Source organism: Vibrio sp. SCSIO 43132 (genome assembly GCF_019904195.1).
GTDB classification, from domain to species: Bacteria; Pseudomonadota; Gammaproteobacteria; order Enterobacterales; family Vibrionaceae; genus Vibrio; species Vibrio nigripulchritudo.
In genome coordinates, this window is sequence record NZ_CP063200.1 from 1,132,386 (window position 1) to 1,150,926 (window position 18,541).

General features: G+C 44.3%; 15 protein-coding genes and 4 tRNA genes. 12 read left to right on the plus strand and 7 right to left on the minus strand.

Features of this window, described 5'->3' with window-relative positions; translation table 11 throughout:
- Nucleotides 1–35: 35 nt before the first annotated feature.
- Nucleotides 36–1,340 (minus strand): inosine/guanosine kinase, encoded by a 1,305-nt coding sequence (locus INR79_RS23260; RefSeq protein WP_223097130.1) that lies wholly within the window; start codon nucleotides 1,338–1,340, stop codon nucleotides 36–38.
- 123 nt (nucleotides 1,341–1,463) lie between these two features.
- Nucleotides 1,464–1,940, minus strand: coding sequence for a CreA family protein (locus tag INR79_RS23265; RefSeq protein WP_004401713.1), 477 nt, complete (start codon nucleotides 1,938–1,940; stop codon nucleotides 1,464–1,466).
- A gap of 233 nt (nucleotides 1,941–2,173) precedes the next feature.
- Here INR79_RS23265 and INR79_RS23270 point away from each other — a divergent pair, with 233 nt between their 5' ends.
- The 3 genes from INR79_RS23270 to INR79_RS23280 all read left to right on the plus strand — a co-directional run bounded on the left by INR79_RS23270 (nucleotide 2,174) and on the right by INR79_RS23280 (nucleotide 5,440).
- Nucleotides 2,174–2,701: a hypothetical protein gene (locus tag INR79_RS23270; RefSeq protein WP_223097132.1), complete on the plus strand. Its 528-nt coding sequence runs from the start codon at nucleotides 2,174–2,176 to the stop codon at nucleotides 2,699–2,701.
- 138 nt (nucleotides 2,702–2,839) lie between these two features.
- Nucleotides 2,840–4,579: an HD domain-containing phosphohydrolase gene (locus INR79_RS23275; RefSeq protein WP_262415412.1), complete on the plus strand. Its 1,740-nt coding sequence runs from the start codon at nucleotides 2,840–2,842 to the stop codon at nucleotides 4,577–4,579.
- 171 nt (nucleotides 4,580–4,750) lie between these two features.
- Entirely contained in the window at nucleotides 4,751–5,440 is a 690-nt protein-coding gene (locus INR79_RS23280; RefSeq protein ID WP_004401716.1) for an HAD-IA family hydrolase, read from the plus strand.
- Between the two features lie 512 nt (nucleotides 5,441–5,952).
- Here INR79_RS23280 and INR79_RS23285 read toward each other — a convergent pair.
- Nucleotides 5,953–7,161, minus strand: a complete 1,209-nt coding sequence (locus INR79_RS23285) for an aromatic amino acid transport family protein (protein ID WP_223097133.1) — start codon at nucleotides 7,159–7,161, stop codon at nucleotides 5,953–5,955.
- Between the two features lie 436 nt (nucleotides 7,162–7,597).
- Between INR79_RS23285 and INR79_RS23290 the strand changes: the two genes are divergently transcribed.
- From INR79_RS23290 to INR79_RS23300, 3 genes are all read left to right on the plus strand, one after another.
- Complete coding sequence (locus INR79_RS23290) at nucleotides 7,598–8,185, plus strand: ACP phosphodiesterase (protein WP_223097134.1); 588 nt, start codon at nucleotides 7,598–7,600, stop codon at nucleotides 8,183–8,185.
- Nucleotides 8,186–8,248: 63 nt separating this feature from the next.
- Complete coding sequence (locus INR79_RS23295) at nucleotides 8,249–9,499, plus strand: DEAD/DEAH box helicase (RefSeq protein ID WP_223097135.1); 1,251 nt, start codon at nucleotides 8,249–8,251, stop codon at nucleotides 9,497–9,499.
- Between the two features lie 128 nt (nucleotides 9,500–9,627).
- Nucleotides 9,628–10,839: a glycerophosphodiester phosphodiesterase family protein gene (locus tag INR79_RS23300; RefSeq protein ID WP_223097136.1), complete on the plus strand. Its 1,212-nt coding sequence runs from the start codon at nucleotides 9,628–9,630 to the stop codon at nucleotides 10,837–10,839.
- 110 nt (nucleotides 10,840–10,949) lie between these two features.
- Here INR79_RS23300 and INR79_RS23305 read toward each other — a convergent pair whose 3' ends face one another.
- The 3 genes from INR79_RS23305 to INR79_RS23315 all read right to left on the minus strand — a co-directional run bounded on the left by INR79_RS23305 (nucleotide 10,950) and on the right by INR79_RS23315 (nucleotide 12,909).
- Nucleotides 10,950–11,267, minus strand: a complete 318-nt coding sequence (locus tag INR79_RS23305) for a c-type cytochrome (RefSeq protein ID WP_262415413.1) — start codon at nucleotides 11,265–11,267, stop codon at nucleotides 10,950–10,952.
- Nucleotides 11,268–11,359: 92 nt separating this feature from the next.
- Complete coding sequence (gene ltaE, locus INR79_RS23310) at nucleotides 11,360–12,364, minus strand: low-specificity L-threonine aldolase (RefSeq protein ID WP_022592526.1); 1,005 nt, start codon at nucleotides 12,362–12,364, stop codon at nucleotides 11,360–11,362.
- A 29-nt stretch (nucleotides 12,365–12,393) separates the two neighbouring features.
- Entirely contained in the window at nucleotides 12,394–12,909 is a 516-nt protein-coding gene (locus tag INR79_RS23315; protein ID WP_004401430.1) for an NUDIX hydrolase, read from the minus strand.
- Between the two features lie 279 nt (nucleotides 12,910–13,188).
- On the opposite strand from INR79_RS23315, the gene INR79_RS23320 reads away from it, so the two are divergent.
- The 6 genes from INR79_RS23320 (at nucleotide 13,189) to INR79_RS23345 (ending at nucleotide 16,935) form a co-directional block, all read left to right on the plus strand.
- Entirely contained in the window at nucleotides 13,189–14,847 is a 1,659-nt protein-coding gene (locus tag INR79_RS23320; protein ID WP_004401428.1) for an ATPase RavA domain-containing protein, read from the plus strand.
- 12 nt (nucleotides 14,848–14,859) lie between these two features.
- Nucleotides 14,860–16,308: an ATPase RavA stimulator ViaA gene (gene viaA, locus INR79_RS23325; protein WP_223097137.1), complete on the plus strand. Its 1,449-nt coding sequence runs from the start codon at nucleotides 14,860–14,862 to the stop codon at nucleotides 16,306–16,308.
- A 204-nt stretch (nucleotides 16,309–16,512) separates the two neighbouring features.
- Nucleotides 16,513–16,586 (plus strand) — tRNA-Cys (locus INR79_RS23330).
- 2 nt (nucleotides 16,587–16,588) lie between these two features.
- Nucleotides 16,589–16,664 (plus strand) — tRNA-Gly (locus INR79_RS23335).
- Between the two features lie 64 nt (nucleotides 16,665–16,728).
- Nucleotides 16,729–16,815: transfer RNA gene (locus tag INR79_RS23340), tRNA-Leu, on the plus strand.
- 46 nt (nucleotides 16,816–16,861) lie between these two features.
- Nucleotides 16,862–16,935: transfer RNA gene (locus INR79_RS23345), tRNA-Cys, on the plus strand.
- A gap of 69 nt (nucleotides 16,936–17,004) precedes the next feature.
- Here INR79_RS23345 and INR79_RS23350 read toward each other — a convergent pair.
- On the minus strand, nucleotides 17,005–18,405 hold the full coding sequence (locus tag INR79_RS23350) for an alpha-amylase family protein (RefSeq protein ID WP_223097138.1): 1,401 nt from the start codon (nucleotides 18,403–18,405) through the stop codon (nucleotides 17,005–17,007).
- Nucleotides 18,406–18,541 lie beyond the last annotated feature (136 nt).

The following is an 18,541-nucleotide window of genomic DNA, read 5'->3' on the forward strand; positions in this document are numbered from 1 at the left end:
CACAGATAACAAAAAAGGGGCGAAAGCCCCTTTTTTTATCTGTCCCAGTAAGCCTCTTCAAGGCTGTCTTCACGCTCAGGAAGGGCGCTAGTCAGGCGAGGCGAGTGCTGTGTCAGTACCTCGTAACTTACACGGTTAGCGTACTTACAAATCTGCGACAGTGACGAATAGCTCAGATAATTCTGCTCATGCTTACTCGAATTTGGCACGTTAGACCTATGGTAGAGGTTAGCTGCCATATCGTGAAGCAAAGAAGAAAGCGCAGCGTCGCCAGCTCCGTTGGTGTTTTTAATTTCAAGAGGACCACCAAGATAAGGGGCGATGTGCGAATACACTTTCGTTGGGTGTTCGCATTGCGACTTTTTCATCGCACGGCTGAATTCATATTTATTGAACTCTGGAATATTGCCGGGTAGAAGCGGGAACGTCGTCTTACGTTTTGCGTGCTCGTCTGTGTATCCCGCCATATACAGTCCAACAGGACCTGCGGTACACAGAACTAAGTCTACCCACTCAAGCGCTTTGTCTGCGGCTAGCAGAGGATCTTTCTCACCCGTCAGAGCTTCGCCTTCGTCCTCATTCATTGCAACGACAGTCACGTTCTCTTTCAGGTACTCCTGCCACCAGGTCTCATTACCTTCAATAACGTACTTCGTTCCAAGTGTCAGCACTACAGGTACATCGTATTTCTTTGCCATCTCTACAGCACGTTGAACAGCCATAGGCATTGGGTCTGTAGGTTCGCCACGCATCAGGTAGGAAGAGACAACCAGTGCCGCGGCTTTCTTGAACACCTTTTCAGGGATGCTTTCTGGAGAAAGCTGGTTCATCTGACCAACGTTCAAAGCAAACGTACGTTCGCCGTCGTCAGAAATAAGGGTGTAGCAACGACCAATTGGTCCATCTACAGTTTGTAGGTAGTTCAGATCCATTCTGGAAGAGGTGTTGCAGAGGTAGCGATAAGCGTAGGAACCCACTTCGATGTTCTTGCTCATCACACCAAGAAGGACAGATTTGCTGTCGGCGAGAACAGAATAGTTGTGAAGCGTGTTGCCAATCGTATCGCCAGGATACTCATGGGTAATCAGGTTTTTCTCTGTTAGTTCGCGGTAAAGTGCGTCCGCTTTTTCTTCTTCTAAAACGAGGGAGTGACCTTTACTTAGATCGTATCGTTTCAGGAAGTCATCATCTACTCTCGCTTCAATATCCACAATGGTTTGACCAACACCAACGATCGTTGGACGGCTCAATTTAGGTGTTTGGCGAATTTGATTGACAAGTGGATCACGAGAATGGGTAGGGAAATAGTGTTTGGACTTGCGCTGACCGGGAAATTTCATGCTGTTTCAAGCGTAAATTGAAAAACGAAGCGCGGATTCTACACAACTTTGATTGGCTAAGCTACCAGTAAACGGTCTTTGCCCGAAGGATATTTCGGAACAAAGACCATTAAATCTCTATGTTTATTCTTCTGTTGCGGATGGTGTGACGTAGGCTTTTGTGCCCCATAGTGGCACCGTAGACAAGCTGTGCTTAAAGCTGCCTGTTGTTTCTTTGGTCGAGTAAGACAGGTACATCAGAGTTTGTGTCTTGGCATCATAAATTCGGCGGATCTTCATGCTTTTAAAGAAGATGCTTTTTGATTTTTTGAATACCACTTCACCGGATTTGGATTTATCGATTTGCGCAATCATTTCAGGCGTAATATCACCCGTCTGACGGCAGGAGATGGAACTGTCACTTGGATCCGCCAAGCTCAGGTCTGCTTCTATACTGGCAACATGGCAGGTCACGCCTGTTACAATAGGGTCAGCCCAAGTATTCAATTTGATGTCTTTTAGAGTGAACCACCCAAGTCCCACATCACCCACTTCGTCACTGCTATCACAGGCAGTTAAACCCAAGGCAAGCAGAGGTACAATCGCAAGCTTTTTCAACATATTAAGTTCCAGATCTAATGATATCTTCTCAAGCTACAACAATATGATTGGAACTGCGAGCGATAAATGTGCAAAAGTGAGCGAGTTTACGATTCCGCGACGGTTGCTTTTACATATCTGTTCATAACTGGTTGAGGTAACAAACGCCTACCTGTATGCTTTCGATAGTGCGTTTCACCTTCTAAGCCATTGCTATTCAATAGGTTGTGATAATTGAGGATAAGGCAGTCCAGTTGACCATTCAAAACGATCAAATATTAAACCTCGTCACCCGCAAGAATGCGTGGTTGTCTTCACAAGTCGATGTTGAGTTTCCTACCAAAGAGAGCATCGCTGGTCGAGAGCTGTACCGGACCAGTCAGTCAAACAAAAGCTATTCTGAAGAGAAAGCAAGCGATTTTGAAGCAGTCGCGGATGAATTGTATATCGTGGACTTTCATCGTCTGACCATCTGTTTTGCTATGCTAAGCGCAAAGCATTGGGTGTCAGAAAGCGATCAGGCTTTAATGATTGAGTTTCTCACTCAAATTATTTTAGAACCCGACTTTCCAATTATTATTGCATTCAAGAATGGTGAACCAGTTGGATGCGCGTTATCAACGTTACATAATAATGAGATATTGATCTCAGACATATATTTAGAAGATTTTACTTCTGAGAAATATATAAATTTAGTTCAGCAACTAATTAATTTTATTAGCAATAATTTTGATGCTGAGAAATATTATGTAGAGCACCACAATTTTCATACTCAGGGCTAATAGACAGTCGTTTTCTTTATGTGATATGTTTCGCATTGTTCTGCAAATATATGTACGTAAATCTCTATGAGACGCTCTTTCTTAAACGCTATGCTTGTATACTGTGCCTGCCTGTTTACAGGGCAGGTCTACGCAAGCTTGCCTGAAGAAGTCTCATATAATCAGCCATATACAAACACTAGTGTCCACAACCCTCATATCCTTGTATTGCACTCTTACGACCCTTCATATGAATGGACCGCAGACATTCAGCGGGGGATCTCTTACGCCTTTCAAAACAGCAATACCGTTATCGCTCCTTCCATTGAGTACCTGGATACCAAGCGAAACCATCGGGATGATTATTTTGAAGACTTAAAAAAGTTTTTGGAAGTAAAGTATAAAGATTACTATTTTGATGGAATAATTATTACCGACGACAGAGCATTAAAATTCATGAATGAATTTAATAGTGAGCTGGTAAGAAATGTTCCGACAGTGGCCGTTGGTATTAACGACAGGCAAGCCAGTTTAAATTCAATAACGAATATAAATACAATTCTATACGAAGAAGATAATATATTAGAGAATTTAAAAATAATTATAAGAATAAGACCAAATATTAAAAAACTCTATCTTCTTTCAGACAACAGCCTGACTTCAACCATAGTTCGCAACGAGATCAAAAAGCATTTCAATATATATCAGAATATACAACTGGTTGAATTGACGGCGGAAACACTGGAACAAGCTCGGAACGTGCTTGGTAGTGCATCGAGCGAAGATGCTGTTTTGCTAACCCATTTCAATAGTGAAATTGAAGAGGGCGTTTTCCACAGTTACGACAAGATTGCGCGAAAGATTGCAGATTCCAGCGAAGCACCGGTATTTGTTCTTTGGGAGCACAATATAAAAGGTGACGTTTTAGGGGGGCGGGTACAAGACCCATTTCTTCTGGGTGTAACCGCGGCTAAGCTTTTGGCGAAAGATGTCCCTCTCAACCTTTCAGAAGATTTGCCCAGTGCAAAACAGCACAGTGACATCTTCAACTTTCGGGCATTGAAGCGTTTTGGTATCCCAACCTATTCGTTGCCAACCAATGCTTTCGTCATCAACAAGCCCTCATCATTCATAGAAGATAACCTCGAAATGCTGGTTTACTCTGGGACTATCATTTCGATACTTATCGTGATTATTGCTTTGCAGTCTGTTTCTATTCGTCAAAAAAAGGAGTTAGCGAATAAGAATCAAAAGATATTCGAATTACACGAGAAAACCCTGAAAGTTCAAAAAGATATGATCCATGTTTTAGGAGAAGCGATAGAGTCGCGTTCGGGTGAGACGGGCAACCATGTTAAGCGGGTTGCCAAATTGTCTTCGTATCTGGCAAAGCTGTATGGCATGAACAAAGCCGATTGCGAACTGATAGAAGTGATTACACCCATGCACGATGTTGGCAAGATAGCCATTCCTGAATCCATTTTGGATAAACCAGGTAGGCTGAATGATAACGAATGGGAAGTAATGAAAACCCACACCATAAGTGGATTTAACCTGCTTAACTCTTCAGATGGCGACGTGATGGCGCTCGCGGCAATAGTCGCGCTAGAACATCATGAGCATTGGGATGGTAACGGATACCCCAATGGGAAAAAAGGGAGCGACATTCATATTTATGCACGTATCACCGCGATTGCAGACGTATTTGATGCACTTTTAAGCCGCCGAAGTTACAAGAGTGAGTGGGATATTACTAGTGTCACGGAATATTTTCTTGAGAAACAGGGGAAACAATTTGACCCAGATTTAACTTCGTTACTTATTGAAAGTATTGATGAATTTGTGAAAATTCGCCACGAACATCCCGACAATGTGGTGCGTCTGGAAAGAGCTATGTAGTCAACATTCCCACTTACACAAGAATAAGACAGAAAAATTCATAAGCATCGTGATCAAGATGCCACTTTGGATATAAATTCAGGCTGCTGCTAGCAGATTTCGTTTTCTCAGCTTTCCAAAGAAGCGTTGCTGTACAACACTCAAATTTCCCTCAATTGACTTGGGTGTAATATGGATAAAATACGTTGCGTGATTTTTGATTGTGAAGGAACGCTGGTCGACAGTGAAGTGTTGTGCTGTCAGGCGATCGTTGATGTATTTGCTCATTTCAATAAAAACATCAGTTTAGAAGATTGTCTGAATCACTTTCAGGGGGGAAAACCCGCAGATATTCTTGCCGAGACTTGCCACAGACTGAATTGCAATCTCTCTTTGGATTTGCTTGAACCACTCTATCGAGACAGAAAACAAGTCCTTTACGAAGCACAGCTCAAGCCGATCAAAGGGGCCAACTATTTGTTGAGCCAGCTTCAGCAACTGGGCATTGGTGTTTGTATCGCCTCTAATAGCGAGAGCGATAAAATTAAACACGCGCTTCGATTAACGGGGCTAAACAGCTATTTCCGCAATGCCATCTATAGCGCATTCGATGCAAACAGCTGGAAGCCAGAACCAGATCTTCTGCTTTATACCGCCTTGAATATGGGCGTGTCACCCAAGGAATGCATCTATGTTGATGATACTTTGAAAGGGGTAGAAGCAGGGATAAGAGCCGGTATGACGACCTATTACTACCGCCCTAATCAGCCTGAGTACCAAGTCGATCATGAAGCGGTGCATACCATTTCAAATATTGAAGAGATTCTGTTTAACTTTGAACAGAAAACATCGGAGCTCAAACTTAACTTTTCGGCTTCTTAAATCGACAGTCTCGAACTGCAAAGACTCAAAATTAAAAAAGGCACCTGATTATAGGTGCCTTTCTTGTATCTGAAATCTGAATTTATTAGTGAACGGTTTCGTGGGTTTCAGGCTCTGGTGTGGTGTCCTTTGTGACTTTGCCACAATGTTCACATATCAGAACCTTGCCGTTTTCTGAAATCAAGAAATCTTCGCTTCCACAATTTGGGCATGAACATGCAGGTTTTTTGTCACACCGGATCGGTGCGAAAGAAACGAATTTAAACGGCATATCAACCTCTCAAAAACTGGAAGTAACTTCACATAAAATAATTCTGGTTGCACTTAACCGCTTATCGCAACAACGTTTTTGAATATAGCAGTCACATATTTAGAAAGCCATTTGGGTTTTCGATATGTTACCAGATTCATTTGGAACTGCGCCAAGATTCAAATTTTTGACATATAAGTGTTAAAAAACACAAATTTGGCTTGAAAACTGAAATAGTATTTCAAGCCCATGTGATCATTATCTAACCAATGGATGCTAATAATCCGAAAGAGATGAGGAACTGGGTTGCAATAATGGTGATACCGGCAATCATACAGATTGCAAGGCTTGCAGAGCCACCAGCAACTACATACGTTGATTTTGATGAGTGAATTTTTCTCGCCGTATGAGCCATTTTGACAGGTAGAAATACAGCCAGTACGACCAAGGCAATCGCAGCGTAACCCAATGCCATGATAAACCCTTGAGGGTAGAAAAGTGCAAATGCCATTGGTGGAACAAAAGTAATCAATGCTGTTTTAACTCTGGAATTCTTAGTGTGCTTTTTCAGGCTGTCTCCCAGAAATTCAAACAAACCCAGACTCACACCTAGAAAGGAAGTCAGCAACGCAAGGTCGGCAAAAACTGAAATAGCATTTTGTACAGATCCAGATTGAACAGTTGAAGACAGTGCCTGCATGAACCCAGCCAGACCATCCTGAGCGTTCAGTTCATCCTGACTTAGTACTCCCAGTGTTGACACCTGCCAGAGAACATAAAGTAAAAGAGGTAAGGAAGAACCAAGGATCAGTGCGATTCTTAAACCTTTTATGTCTTTATCAAGGTATTTGACGACGGCTGGAATACTGCCGTGAAAGCCAAATGAGGTAAAGATGACTGGTAAAGCAGAAATGATCAGCGCTTGCTGTACAGGCATGTTAACCAAGTAACCAGAGTTTATCCCCGGAGCAAGCACATAAAGCGTAATGCCCATCGCGAGAATTTTTATCGTAAACAGGACACGATTGATTTTATCTACTGAAGAGGTGCCTAAAGTAACCGCACCAGCGACTAAAGCAGTAAAAATGACGGTGGACACAGTCGGGCTGATTTCAATGTCCATGAGGGATGACAGCCTCTGGTGGAACTGCTCTCCGCCACCAGCAATATAGGCAGCGCAAAGTGCGTAAAAAAGGAAAAGCATGGCAAAGGTTGCCACCCATTTCCCTTTTTTCCCTAAAAATTGCTGTGCCAATGTATGCAGCGTGGCATCTGCATCGGCATGTTGGTGAACCTCAAGCATAAGCAGGGCGGTATACACCATTAACAGCCAAATCCCTAACATGATCATTAAAGACGTAATAAAACCAATTCCTGCTGAAGCAAGTGGCAAGGCGAGCATTCCCGCGCCAATAGTGGTTCCAGCGATGATAAGTGTGCTGCCAAAGACTTTAGATTTATGAGTGTTCATTAATTTTTACAGTATGACCTTGAGGGCGTGACATAAAGTGAGGCTTTTCTCATTTTATAGCCAGTTTTGAATGTCTGGTACTTTGCCAGAGGAGGCGTAAAGCAACAAGAAAGTGTGTAAAGTAAAAAATACCCAAATTGTATATAATTATTTACATTCGGGTGGTTGAGATATTTTCTAGATGAACTTCAAACTTTGACTGTAATGTAGGTGTGTTTTTGTAGGAATTTTAAAGGCGCTGCCTTATATCTAAACCAAATGTATAAGTTCAGATTTTCCTTAGTGAGGAAACCCTATGATTGAAGAACCGAATTCAGACACCAATTTCGAAGAAGAAAGCCTTGAGCTTTTGGATGCGATGGAAATTGGTTTAAACTTGTCTGACTATCTATTAGAGGAATTGGTGGAAGACTAAAGTCAGATTCCACCCACCTTCATGAATTATCTCGCCCATCTGCACATCGCAGACTTTTGTAAAAGTAATTTGCTTGGAAACTTATTAGGGGACTTTGTTAAAGGGTCTCCTGATGGTCGATTTCAACAAGACATTGTTAACGGTATTAAGCTCCATCGATTCGTTGATTCCTACACCGACACCCATCCAATCGTAAAAGATCTTAAACCTCTATTCCCCGACGAGCTTAAACGTTTTTCACCCATTGCACTCGACATGTTTTGGGATCATTGCCTAGCTCGTCACTGGAAACATCATCACAAGATGTCTTTGTCGGAATTTTGCCTGCATGCCGAAAGTGACGTAAAGAGTGAAGAAACAGATGAATTGCCCGAACGCTTTCTAACTGTTTCTGGTTATATGTGGGAAGGTCAGTGGCTGCTGTCTTACGCTGAATTGAGTAATATTCAGTTTGCCTTGAAAAGAATGGCAATGCGCCGCCCAAGGCTGGCAAGTTTAAGCGAATGTGGTGCGACGTTAGAATCAGAGTACAAAGCGCTCAACCAAGCGTTTCATACGCTTTATCCTGATGTGCTGAATAACGCCAAAGCCTTTTATTCTTCTCTTTAGTTTTACGTCTTGACCACTTGGGTATACAATCCGCGCTCCTGTTTTTGTGTCGGATTCTGCCTTATGCAATTTGAAAATCTTGGTCTTACTCCTGCTTTGCTTTCTCGTATCACTCAACTGGGTTTTAAGGAGGCAACGACTGTTCAGGAGAAGTCTATTCCGCATATTTTAGACGGAAAAGATGTTCTTGCAGGAGCGCAGACTGGAACGGGTAAAACCGCCGCTTACGGTTTGCCAATCATTCAGCGCTTGACCGAATCGCCAAAACCGTTAACCGACAAACTGGTACGTAGTCTGGTTTTGGTCCCGACGCGCGAACTGGCTCAACAGGTGTTAGAAAACCTGAGCAGTTATGCGCATGAACTGGATGTAAAAGTGCTGGCAGTGTATGGCGGCACAAGTATGAAAGTGCAAACTGAGAAACTGCAGGGTGGGGTGGATATACTTGTCGCAACACCAGGACGTTTACTCGATCACCTGTTTACCAAACATATTCAGCTCAACGAAACGGAAGTCCTGGTTCTCGACGAAGCGGATCGAATGCTCGACATGGGATTCATGCCAGACATTCAACGCATTCTTCGCCGTTTGAACGATGCGCGCCAGACGCTATTCTTTTCTGCAACCTTTGCCAATAACGTCAAGAAGATTGCCTACCGAATCCTCACGCAGCCTGTAGAAGTTCAGGTTACACCCAATAATTCAACCGCCGATACCGTTAAACAAATGGTGTATCCGGTGGACAAAAAGCGTAAATCAGAGCTACTAGCCTATCTGATCGGTTCAAGAAACTGGCAGCAGGTTCTGGTATTTACTAAAACCAGAGAAGGATCTGATGCGCTAGTTAAAGAACTGAAGCTTGACGGTATAAAAGCCGCATCAATTAATGGTGATAAAAGTCAGGGAGCACGCCAAAAAGCGTTAGATGATTTTAAAGCGGGAAAAGTCAGAGCGCTGATCGCGACAGACGTTGCGGCTCGTGGTTTGGACATCCACCAACTTGATCAAGTGGTGAACTTCGATATGCCGTATAAAGCGGAAGACTACATTCATAGAATTGGTCGAACGGGTCGTGCTGGGTGTGAAGGTTTCGCCGTTTCATTGATGAGCCGTGATGAAGAATACCTGTTGAATGCCATCGAAAGGCTACTGGATAAGCGCCTGCCTCAAGAATGGCTGGCAGGTTTCGAGCCCAGCTTAGAAGAAGAAATTTCAGAAGATAAGCCAAGAAAGCGCAAAAGCCGTGGTTCGGAAAAACGTAAGTTAAAAGCGAAGCTTAAGATCCACCATGGCAGGGGAAAAGCTAAGAAATAGCAGATTTAGATTTCAGAATTAAGATTTTTATCAACAACATAAAACTGCCATGACTTGTTCACGCAGTTGTCATTTCGAGCTTTTAAGTTGACTCCTTCAAAAGAAAAATAACTGACAGGAGTCACCCCATGAACAACTTGATGAAGGCGGTCGCAGCAGTGGTGCTGTTTGGATCGTCCCTCAATGCCATTGCACACGACGCGGTCCAGCTAGGACCACGACCTTTGTACCTGATTGAAGATATGGACGACGGCGCACTTAAACGTAAATTGCAGCAGTGCAGTACGGGTCCATTCTACCGCAGCGAATTTTCTATCGGGCACCGTGGTGCGCCAATGCAGTTTCCTGAGCACACAAAAGAATCGTATGTTGCCGCCATCCAAATGGGGGCGGGCGTCCTTGAATGTGATGTTACCTTCACTAAAGACAAAGAATTGGTTTGCCGCCATTCTCAAAGTGACTTACACACTACGACAGATGTTCTTGCGCATCCAGATCTCGCGGCAAAATGCAGCATTCCCTTTCAGCCAGCAAACCCTTCAACAGGTGAAAAAGCCAAAGTCGAATGCCGAACGTCAGACTTTACGCTCGCTGAATTCAAACGCTTGACCGGCAAAATGGACGGTGCCAATCCGATGGCAACGACAGTTGAAGAGTACATGGATGGCACTGCTGGCTGGAGAACCGATCTTTACGCCAGCAAAGGCACACTGATGACGCATGCTGAAAGTATCGCTTTGTTCAAAAAACACGGTGTGAAGATGACTCCGGAACTCAAATCCCCAGCGGTAGATATGCCGTTCAACGGATTTTCTCAAGAAATGTACGCTCAAAAGCTGATAAATGAATATCGAGCAGCAGACGTTCCCGCGAGTGATGTTTACGCACAGTCTTTTAACCTTGCAGATGTTAAGTACTGGATTCAGAACAACCCTGAATTTGGAAAACAAGCAGTGTATCTGGATGATCGCGTCTATAACGACGAAAACTTCAAAGCGACTCTAGCCGACATGAAAGCATTGGTAGCGGATGGAGTACAGATCATTGCGCCTCCAATGTGGGCACTGGTTACTCTTGATGATTCTGGAAAAATTGTTCCGTCAGAATACACCAAACTGGCGAAGAAAGCGGGTTTAGACATCATCACCTGGACACTTGAGCGATCTGGTCCTCTGGGTAATGGTGGTGGCTGGTATTATCAAACCATCAAAGACGCAACCAATAATGACGGCGACACCATGGTATTACTGGACGTGCTGGCTAAAGATGTCGGTGTGTTAGGTGTGTTCTCAGACTGGCCTGCAACAACGACTTACTATGCGAACTGCATGAAAATGTAGGTCAACTGACACCAGATTTCGCCGATCTTACCTGGGTCATTCTGGTCAATCGCCTAGGAACGGTATCGGCAAAGGGAAGGGCATGCTCTTCCCTTTTGTTTTTCTAAAGGTTAATCAAGTTCCGTATAAAACGCAGCGATATCGGCTATGTCATTGCTGTCTAGATGCTGAAGCTGAGCTCTCATCATGTCAGCCATCGCACCTTTTCTGTCTCCATTTTTGTATTCTTCCATTGCATCAATCAACGCTTGAGCATCTTTCCCAAGAAGGCTGGGATGTGTTGTTTCGGTATCAGAGTTCGTCGCGTGGCAAAAAACACAACTCGATGATTTCAATTTGCCCATTTCCGGATCACCGGCGAGTGACGGTAAGGGGAAGAAGAATAGTGTGAAAAGGGACAGGGTAACGATTGATTTGGTACTTCTCATGTAATTGCTTCAGCCTAATTTGCTTCTTGTTTTAGGCAAAAATAAAGCTTCCCCTAGGGGGAAGCTCAATCACAATTCATTCTTAGTTTGCGTTAAATCAAACGTTTAATGGTATCAACCAAAGTGTTCACATCATCCGACGATACGTCTTTGTGAGTAACAAATCGAATCGGGCTTCGTGGGTTAATGATAATACCTTGTTCAGCCAGCTTATTCGTGAGGCTATCAACGTCTATCGTCTCATCTACTTTCGCAAACACAATATTCGTCTGAACCAGTTCAGGCTTTACACTAAACCCAGGTATTGTTGCCAAGCCTTCTGCTAACTGCTTAGCGTGTTTGTGATCAGCTTTGAGTTGCTCTACTTGCTCAGTTAACGCGATTTTACCTGCTGCTGCGAGAATACCGACCTGTCGCATCGCGCCACCCAGCATTTTTCGAATACGGCGAGCTTTTTCGATCAACGCTTTGTCACCGAGTAACAGAGATCCAATCGGGGCGGACAGTCCCTTAGAAAGACAAATTGTCATGGAATCAAAATGTTGAGCGATTTCTTTAATATCTACATCCAGCGCAACCGCTGCGTTATAAACACGAGCACCGTCCAGATGCAATTTCAAACCCTTTTCAGTGGTCAACTGTCGCGCTTCTTCTAAATAACTAAGAGGAAGGACCTTACCATTGATGGTGTTTTCCAGACTCAGAAGTTTGGTACGCGCAAAATGGAAGTCGTCTGGTTTGATTGCAGCGGCGACTTTCTTTAAACAGATTCGACCATCTGGTTCGTTTTCGATTGGCTGAGGCTGAACAGAACCCAGTACTGCCGCGCCTCCCGCTTCATATTGATAATTGTGTGCCTGTTGCCCACAAATGTATTCGTCGCCACGCTCACAATGACTCATCAGGGCGAGCAAATTGGCCTGTGTGCCGGATGTCGTAAATAACGCGGCTTCAAAGCCATGTCTCTGCGCTGCCCATTGTTCCAAGTCGTTTACAGTCGGGTCATCACCATACACATCGTCACCCAGTGGTGCATCAATCATGGCTTGTTTCATACTTGGGGTAGGTTGAGTGACAGTGTCTGATCTAAAATCCATTATGTCATTTATCCTTTATGGTCGGCGTTTCATAGTAATCCGCATAACTTGGCTTTGTAAATGCTGGCGATGGTTTTAGCATCGGTTAACTCGTCGTTTTTTATCGCATTTTCAATGTCTTCAAGTGAATGAGGAAGTAGCTCAATAACCTCATCGTCATCGCAACTTAAACGATCGGTCTTTTTTAAATCTTTGGCGACAAACAAGTGTTGTATTTCGTCACAGAACCCTGCTAATGGTGTAACCTGCCCTAAAGAATGCCAACTGCCTGCGCTGTAACCCGTTTCTTCTTCCAACTCTCTTTTTGCACAACATTCTGGAGACTCATCTGGCTCCTTGGTGCCAGCAGGCGCTTCCAATATCCACTTCTTCAGAGACGGACGATACTGCCTGATGAGCAGAATTCGGTTGTCTGGAAGGATTGGTAAAATGACAGCAGCACCCGGATGTACGATGGTCGTGTGGGTAATGGGCTTTCCGGTTGGAAGGTTCAAATCCTCTTCGCAAAGCGAGATATTTTTCCAACTGTGTATTGTGCGGGACATAGCGTTTCCATTGCTTTTTTAATGATACTGCTGGCACGCATCTGTTTTGTAAAGACACAATCATGAAAAAAGTCCTACTTCTGACTTTTCCATCACTTAGCTCAATATTTTCCTGATGAAAATCTCATTTACGTAATCAAAGATTTCTTTCCCATCGATTTGGTGTAGATCTGCTATAAGAGTCTAATAAAACAAGATATTACTTGTAACAAAGTGATAACAAATGTATAAAAATACTAAAATGAAATTATCAAATTTGTCTGATGCCGAGGTGTCGAAATGTTAGGTTCTAATAATCCAACTCATGCTCAGAAGGCACTTTTATCAGAACGTATCAATAAATTGGTGCACGCACTCTCCGATGGAGTGTACGAAAGAGAACATACCATCAAGCTTTGCCTGCTTGCCGCGCTTTCTGGCGAAAGTGTTTTCTTGCTAGGACCTCCTGGTATCGCAAAAAGCTTAATTGCAAAACGCTTAATACAAGCTTTCGATAACAGCTCATACTTTGAATACCTGATGACTCGTTTTTCCACACCGGAAGAGGTGTTTGGTCCTTTAAGCATTCAGGAATTAAAAGACAACGGTAAATACGTTCGTCTGACAGAAGGTTATTTGCCCACCGCTCAAGTCGTTTTCCTAGATGAAATCTGGAAAGCTGGTCCTGCCATCCTTAATACTCTGCTCACCGTCGTAAACGAAAAAACGTTTAAAAATGGTAACGAAATTGAAAAAGTGCCAATGCGATTGCTGGTGTCTGCTTCAAACGAATTACCTGATGAAGACAGTGGGTTAGAAGCTTTATACGACCGCATGTTGGTTCGAGTGTTCGTAAACCGAATTCAGGACAAGCAGAACTTTCGTTCTATGCTTACAGTAGGTACGCCGCAAGAGGCACAAATTCCTGAAGGGCTGGCGATCACCAATGAAGAGTATCACCAGTGGCTTCAGGATTTGGACACGCTCTCTTTGTCCGAGTCAGTATTTGAAAAACTGTATCAGTTGAAAAGCATGATTGAGCAACGTGTTGACAGTGGCGTCGATATTGCTGATACGGATCTTTATGTGTCTGACCGTCGCTGGAAAAAGGCAGTGAAGTTACTCAAAGCCAGCGCGTACTTTAACGGGCGAGACACCATTAATCCTCTGGACTTGTTGTTATTGCAGGATTGCTTGTGGAACAGCCCTGAATCGCGTGAGATTGTGGAAGAAGTGGTTCGTGACTTCGCCATCAATCATGCATTTGATCAGGTTACGATCAATCAACAGATCGAAACCTGTAAAGAAGAACTGGACGAAGTTCAGGATGAATTGGAAGCCAAACACGCTATGCATCTGTCCGTAGACAGCACAGGTAAATTGCTTAAGAAAGAGATTCACCATTTCGATACAGGTAACGCCAAGCGTTATCAGGTCGGGCGTGACTCTGGCTTGGTGAAACTTGCGCTGCTGCAAAGCAACATGTCTGTTTGGGAAGGGGAAAAAGGCAATACCCGCTGGGTTTACCTTTCAATGACAGAGCTGGAGAAGGTGATCAAAGAAGGGGGTGGCGATGCCTACGGTTACGTCAACCAAAACACCAATCTGGGGCGTCTGAAGTTTGGTCTGGACGCTGATGAGCAGTTGGTGATTAAAGACATCGCAAACCGCTCGGTTCTGGTTACGTTGGTGACTAACGATGGGCTGGAGGAAGAACTGTTCCAGGAGTGGAGCGAGAAAGCCAATCACGCACTGGAGCAGCTTACGGCGGCCGAGCATCACCTAAGACAGGTTAAATCCGATTTTCATGGCGCATTGCCACACAGCTTTATTGACCCGGAGCTACCGACACAAATGGAAGCCAGCATTCAGTCCATCACTCATACGCTTGAGTCGACAAAAGCCGAATGCGAGAAAGTGGCGTTTCGCATCAAACACCTAAACGAGTACTTCGAATAGGAAGGGGGCGGAATGTTAGGGGCTGATAGTTTAAATCTGGCGTTAATGATTGCAGATTCAGGGCTGATTGATACGGCGGTCAACGACTTGATGGCACGCTCTCAAGTCATGATGGTGGCAGAAAACAATCGCGGCGTTAAATCTTCAATGAAGAACCACCTTCTTAAATGGCGCGGCAAAGTTAAACGCAAAATGACCAAGGTGTGCGATACCGAGCATTTTCGCAACGAACTGGCACTTTATCAGGAAGTTATTCATTGGACGGAAGACGAGTTTTTCGTCAAGATCCACGACGTGATCAAGCGTCTTGAATGGCATTCTGCGTTCTATCTACAAGCCAGACGCCTGCTTGAAAAGAACAAAGGGGTCAACAACCCGATGTTCCCGCATTACTTCTGTGACCAGTGGTACAAGAGCCTGAGCGAGGCGCTTAAACAAGCTCAGGTCAGCGAATTGGAAAGTGACAAAGAGAAGCTACTCGAAGACCTGTACCAACGCATCGAAACCATGAAGAACATGGACAAGGTGACGGAATCTGGTGAAGAAGCGCAAATCGGTAAGCTTTGGGATATGGCGTCTGCCAAGTTGTCTAAAACCGACATTTCAACCATGAAGCATCATGCAGACTTCCTGAAAAAGAACGGAACCTTACAGGAAATCGCTGAAAAGCTTGGGCGCATGGCCAGTGAAGTTGAAGATCCAGATCTGAACAAAGCCCCAAATGAAGAGTTAAGAGTCGTCGAAGAAAAAAGTGACGAAGCCACAGACGACATAGTTGGCATCCACGAAAGCGATGACCTTAACAAATTGCTCCCTAATGAAACCATGTTTCTGGCGTACCCTGAACTGGAAGTGGTGTTCTACAAGCATTTGATCGACAAGCGCCTGATGAATTACAAAACTCAGGGCAAGTCGCGAAAACTTCGCAAGGTGAGGGCAGTGACTCCTGACAACGCGAAGGTCGATATCGAAAAAGGACCTTTCATCATTTGTGTGGATGCATCCGGTTCGATGAGCGGCTTCCCTGAGCAATGCGCCAAGGCGATGGCTTACGCGCTTATGCAAATAGCTCTGGCGGAAGGACGCGAGTGCTACGTTATCATCTTCTCGACCGAGCAGATCACCTATGAGCTGACCAAGCAGGATGGGTTACGCGAAGCCAGTGACTTTTTGTCTTATACGTTCCACGGCGGTACTGATATAGATCCGGTCATTGAAAAATCCATCGATTTGATGTCATCGGATAAATATCGCAATGCAGATTTGGTTGTGATTTCAGACTTTATTGCACCTAAACAACCAGAACACATTCTGAAAAAAGTGAATCAGTTAAAAGAGAAATCAAATCGCTTCCACGCGATCAGTTTATCTAAATATGGGAACCCTCAGTTAATGTCGATGTTCGACCATTGTTGGTCGTACCACCCAAATCTTGTGGGCAGAATGTTCAAGAAGTGGTAACGCTTAACTTTCTTTCTTCTTAAACCCAATTTTCTCAATATTTCCAAATAGTGATTTTTAACCAAATAAAGATCAAACAAACGTCGGTTTGCTTTATTAAGCATCAACCGAATGAAAAACTTAAATTTTTGTTTGACTCCTGTTGGTGAATCCGTAAAGTGTGCATCGAACGCGGCGGGAGAGACTCCTAAAGCAGTTCGGTTTGGCGTGTTGGCAGAGTGGCTATGCAGCGGATTGCAAATCCGTGGACCTCGGTTCGACTCCGGGACGCGCCTCCATTGCGACACTAGCTCAGTTGGTAGAGCGCAACCTTGCCAAGGTTGAGGTCACGAGTTCGAACCTCGTGTGTCGCTCCAAATTAAAGTGGTATGGCTGAATAGCGGTATCCAGATGGTGTCTCCATCACAATGAATATTGTGTGCCCTGGTGGTGGAATTGGTAGACACAAGGGATTTAAAATCCCTCGGCGTTCGCGCTGTGCCGGTTCAAGTCCGGCCCGGGGCACCATCTACAAAGGTTTATCTTTATCACAAAGGTAAACATAAAAAATAAAGGCGCCTTGGCAGAGTGGCTATGCAGCGGATTGCAAATCCGTGGACCTCGGTTCGACTCCGGGAGGCGCCTCCATTCTTTGAATGAATAGAAAACCCCAGAAGTTACCTTCTGGGGTTTTTCTTTTTCTATTTGAGTACAAAACTACAATTTAAGCATCTTTGCAGAACGGGGTGGCAGTTCAAACGTGTGATAACGCGAGCTTACCGTTTCTGTTGTTCCTGAAAGCACGTCTTTATAAGTCATGTGCCAGTTAAATTCGTGTTGGTAGGTATCCACAGTTATATGCTTGCTTTCTCCACATTTATTAATGCCAACCACGCCTTGCTTACCGCGTTTAAACAGCAGCGTGCATTGGTCACTATGCACCATGGTCATCCCTTGTCCCTGCATCGCGTTGTGGAAGCTGAGCATTTTAACCATGGTTGAATCATTCCATACGTTTGCCCAGCGACCGTTGTCCTGATCTTCGCTGTCTGGCAACTCGTCACTGTAAATCAGCGGGACGCCACCATCACGCCCTAAAACATAGGCATAAGCCAGTTCTTCATCTTTTGGATCTAAGATTTGATGCCTGAAATCCGTATTGTTTGGAATGTCGTGGGTGACTGTGAAGGTAATCGATCTTGTACTTTCTAACGCCTGACCGTAAGCCTTTGGATCGTGCAGCAAGGTCATACTTCCGTTGTAAGAGAAAGCACGTCGGATTGAAGAAAAAAGCGGGAAATCGTACGCGGAGTGATTGGTGCCATTCAGGTAAGGGACAAGGAACCCGTCGTAACTGGTATCACCCTGACCACTTCCAGTAATGACTTCACCAAAAATATGCATGTTGGCAGAGATCTGCGGTGTGAAAATCTGATTGATGTGATGAAGGCTCATGTGTTTTACTGCGTCAACACGAAAGCCTTTAACCCCCATATTCTTCAGAGCCGCGAGATATTGCCTTTGCTGGTCTATCACCCACGGATTCACTTCTAGGTCTGGCAGACCAGTGTCTCCGTTAGGTCCACATAATCGCCAGTACTGCACGTGTCCTGGGTTTTCCCAATCAGTGATGCATCCAGCAGGGTGGAAATCGGCAGATGAGTACTGATTGTGACTCAAATCGCCATACAGAGTTTGCGCAGCGTAGTAACCCGCACGCTGTTGGTAATCCTGAATTACATCGCTTCCCGGATAGTTGAGTCCATCCTGTTTGAGCGATTCGTTCGCCATGTGATTCATCACAACATCGGCGTAAACATCAACATTGTACTGAGCCAATGCGTTGATCATGTTTTGTAAATCTTGTTTGTTGCCGATAGGGGAATCTATCACCCTGAAATCGAGCGGCTGATAGCGCGCCCACCATTTGTCTCCGCGAGACTTCATAGCGGGGGAAATCAACACCTTTTTATAGCCTGCTAGTGCGATTTGTTCTGCTCGCGCAGTGACATCGGAATAATGCCAGTTAAACGCGTGCAAAATAGCTTCAGCAGAGGCAGTTGTAGGAATGGAGAGGAAAGCAATCACAGCTAGTGATGGTTTTATGGATTTTTTCATAGTCTTTGTCTCTTATTATTGGAATAACAAAATCTATGCTTATTGACCAAAGAGTAAACTCAACAATGTGGTAACCGGAAACCTCATCAACAAGTGTAGGGGTGAAACTTTCTATGATGTGGATTTGATAGAATTT

Bases quoted from the DNA above. Each gene is read 5' to 3' on its own strand.
- INR79_RS23260 (WP_223097130.1), bottom strand. From the start codon at position 1,340: ATGAAATTTCCCGGTCAGCGCAAGTCCAAACACTATTTCCCTACCCAT.
- INR79_RS23265 (WP_004401713.1), bottom strand. From the start codon at position 1,940: ATGTTGAAAAAGCTTGCGATTGTACCTCTGCTTGCCTTGGGTTTAACT.
- INR79_RS23305 (WP_262415413.1), bottom strand. From the start codon at position 11,267: ATGAGAAGTACCAAATCAATCGTTACCCTGTCCCTTTTCACACTATTC.
- INR79_RS23295 (WP_223097135.1), top strand. From the start codon at position 8,249: ATGCAATTTGAAAATCTTGGTCTTACTCCTGCTTTGCTTTCTCGTATC.
- INR79_RS23285 (WP_223097133.1), bottom strand. From the start codon at position 7,161: ATGAACACTCATAAATCTAAAGTCTTTGGCAGCACACTTATCATCGCT.
- INR79_RS23350 (WP_223097138.1), bottom strand. From the start codon at position 18,405: ATGAAAAAATCCATAAAACCATCACTAGCTGTGATTGCTTTCCTCTCC.
- INR79_RS23320 (WP_004401428.1), top strand. From the start codon at position 13,189: ATGTTAGGTTCTAATAATCCAACTCATGCTCAGAAGGCACTTTTATCA.
- ltaE (WP_022592526.1), bottom strand. From the start codon at position 12,364: ATGGATTTTAGATCAGACACTGTCACTCAACCTACCCCAAGTATGAAA.
- INR79_RS23315 (WP_004401430.1), bottom strand. From the start codon at position 12,909: ATGTCCCGCACAATACACAGTTGGAAAAATATCTCGCTTTGCGAAGAG.
- viaA (WP_223097137.1), top strand. From the start codon at position 14,860: ATGTTAGGGGCTGATAGTTTAAATCTGGCGTTAATGATTGCAGATTCA.
- INR79_RS23280 (WP_004401716.1), top strand. From the start codon at position 4,751: ATGGATAAAATACGTTGCGTGATTTTTGATTGTGAAGGAACGCTGGTC.
- INR79_RS23290 (WP_223097134.1), top strand. From the start codon at position 7,598: ATGAATTATCTCGCCCATCTGCACATCGCAGACTTTTGTAAAAGTAAT.
- INR79_RS23300 (WP_223097136.1), top strand. From the start codon at position 9,628: ATGAACAACTTGATGAAGGCGGTCGCAGCAGTGGTGCTGTTTGGATCG.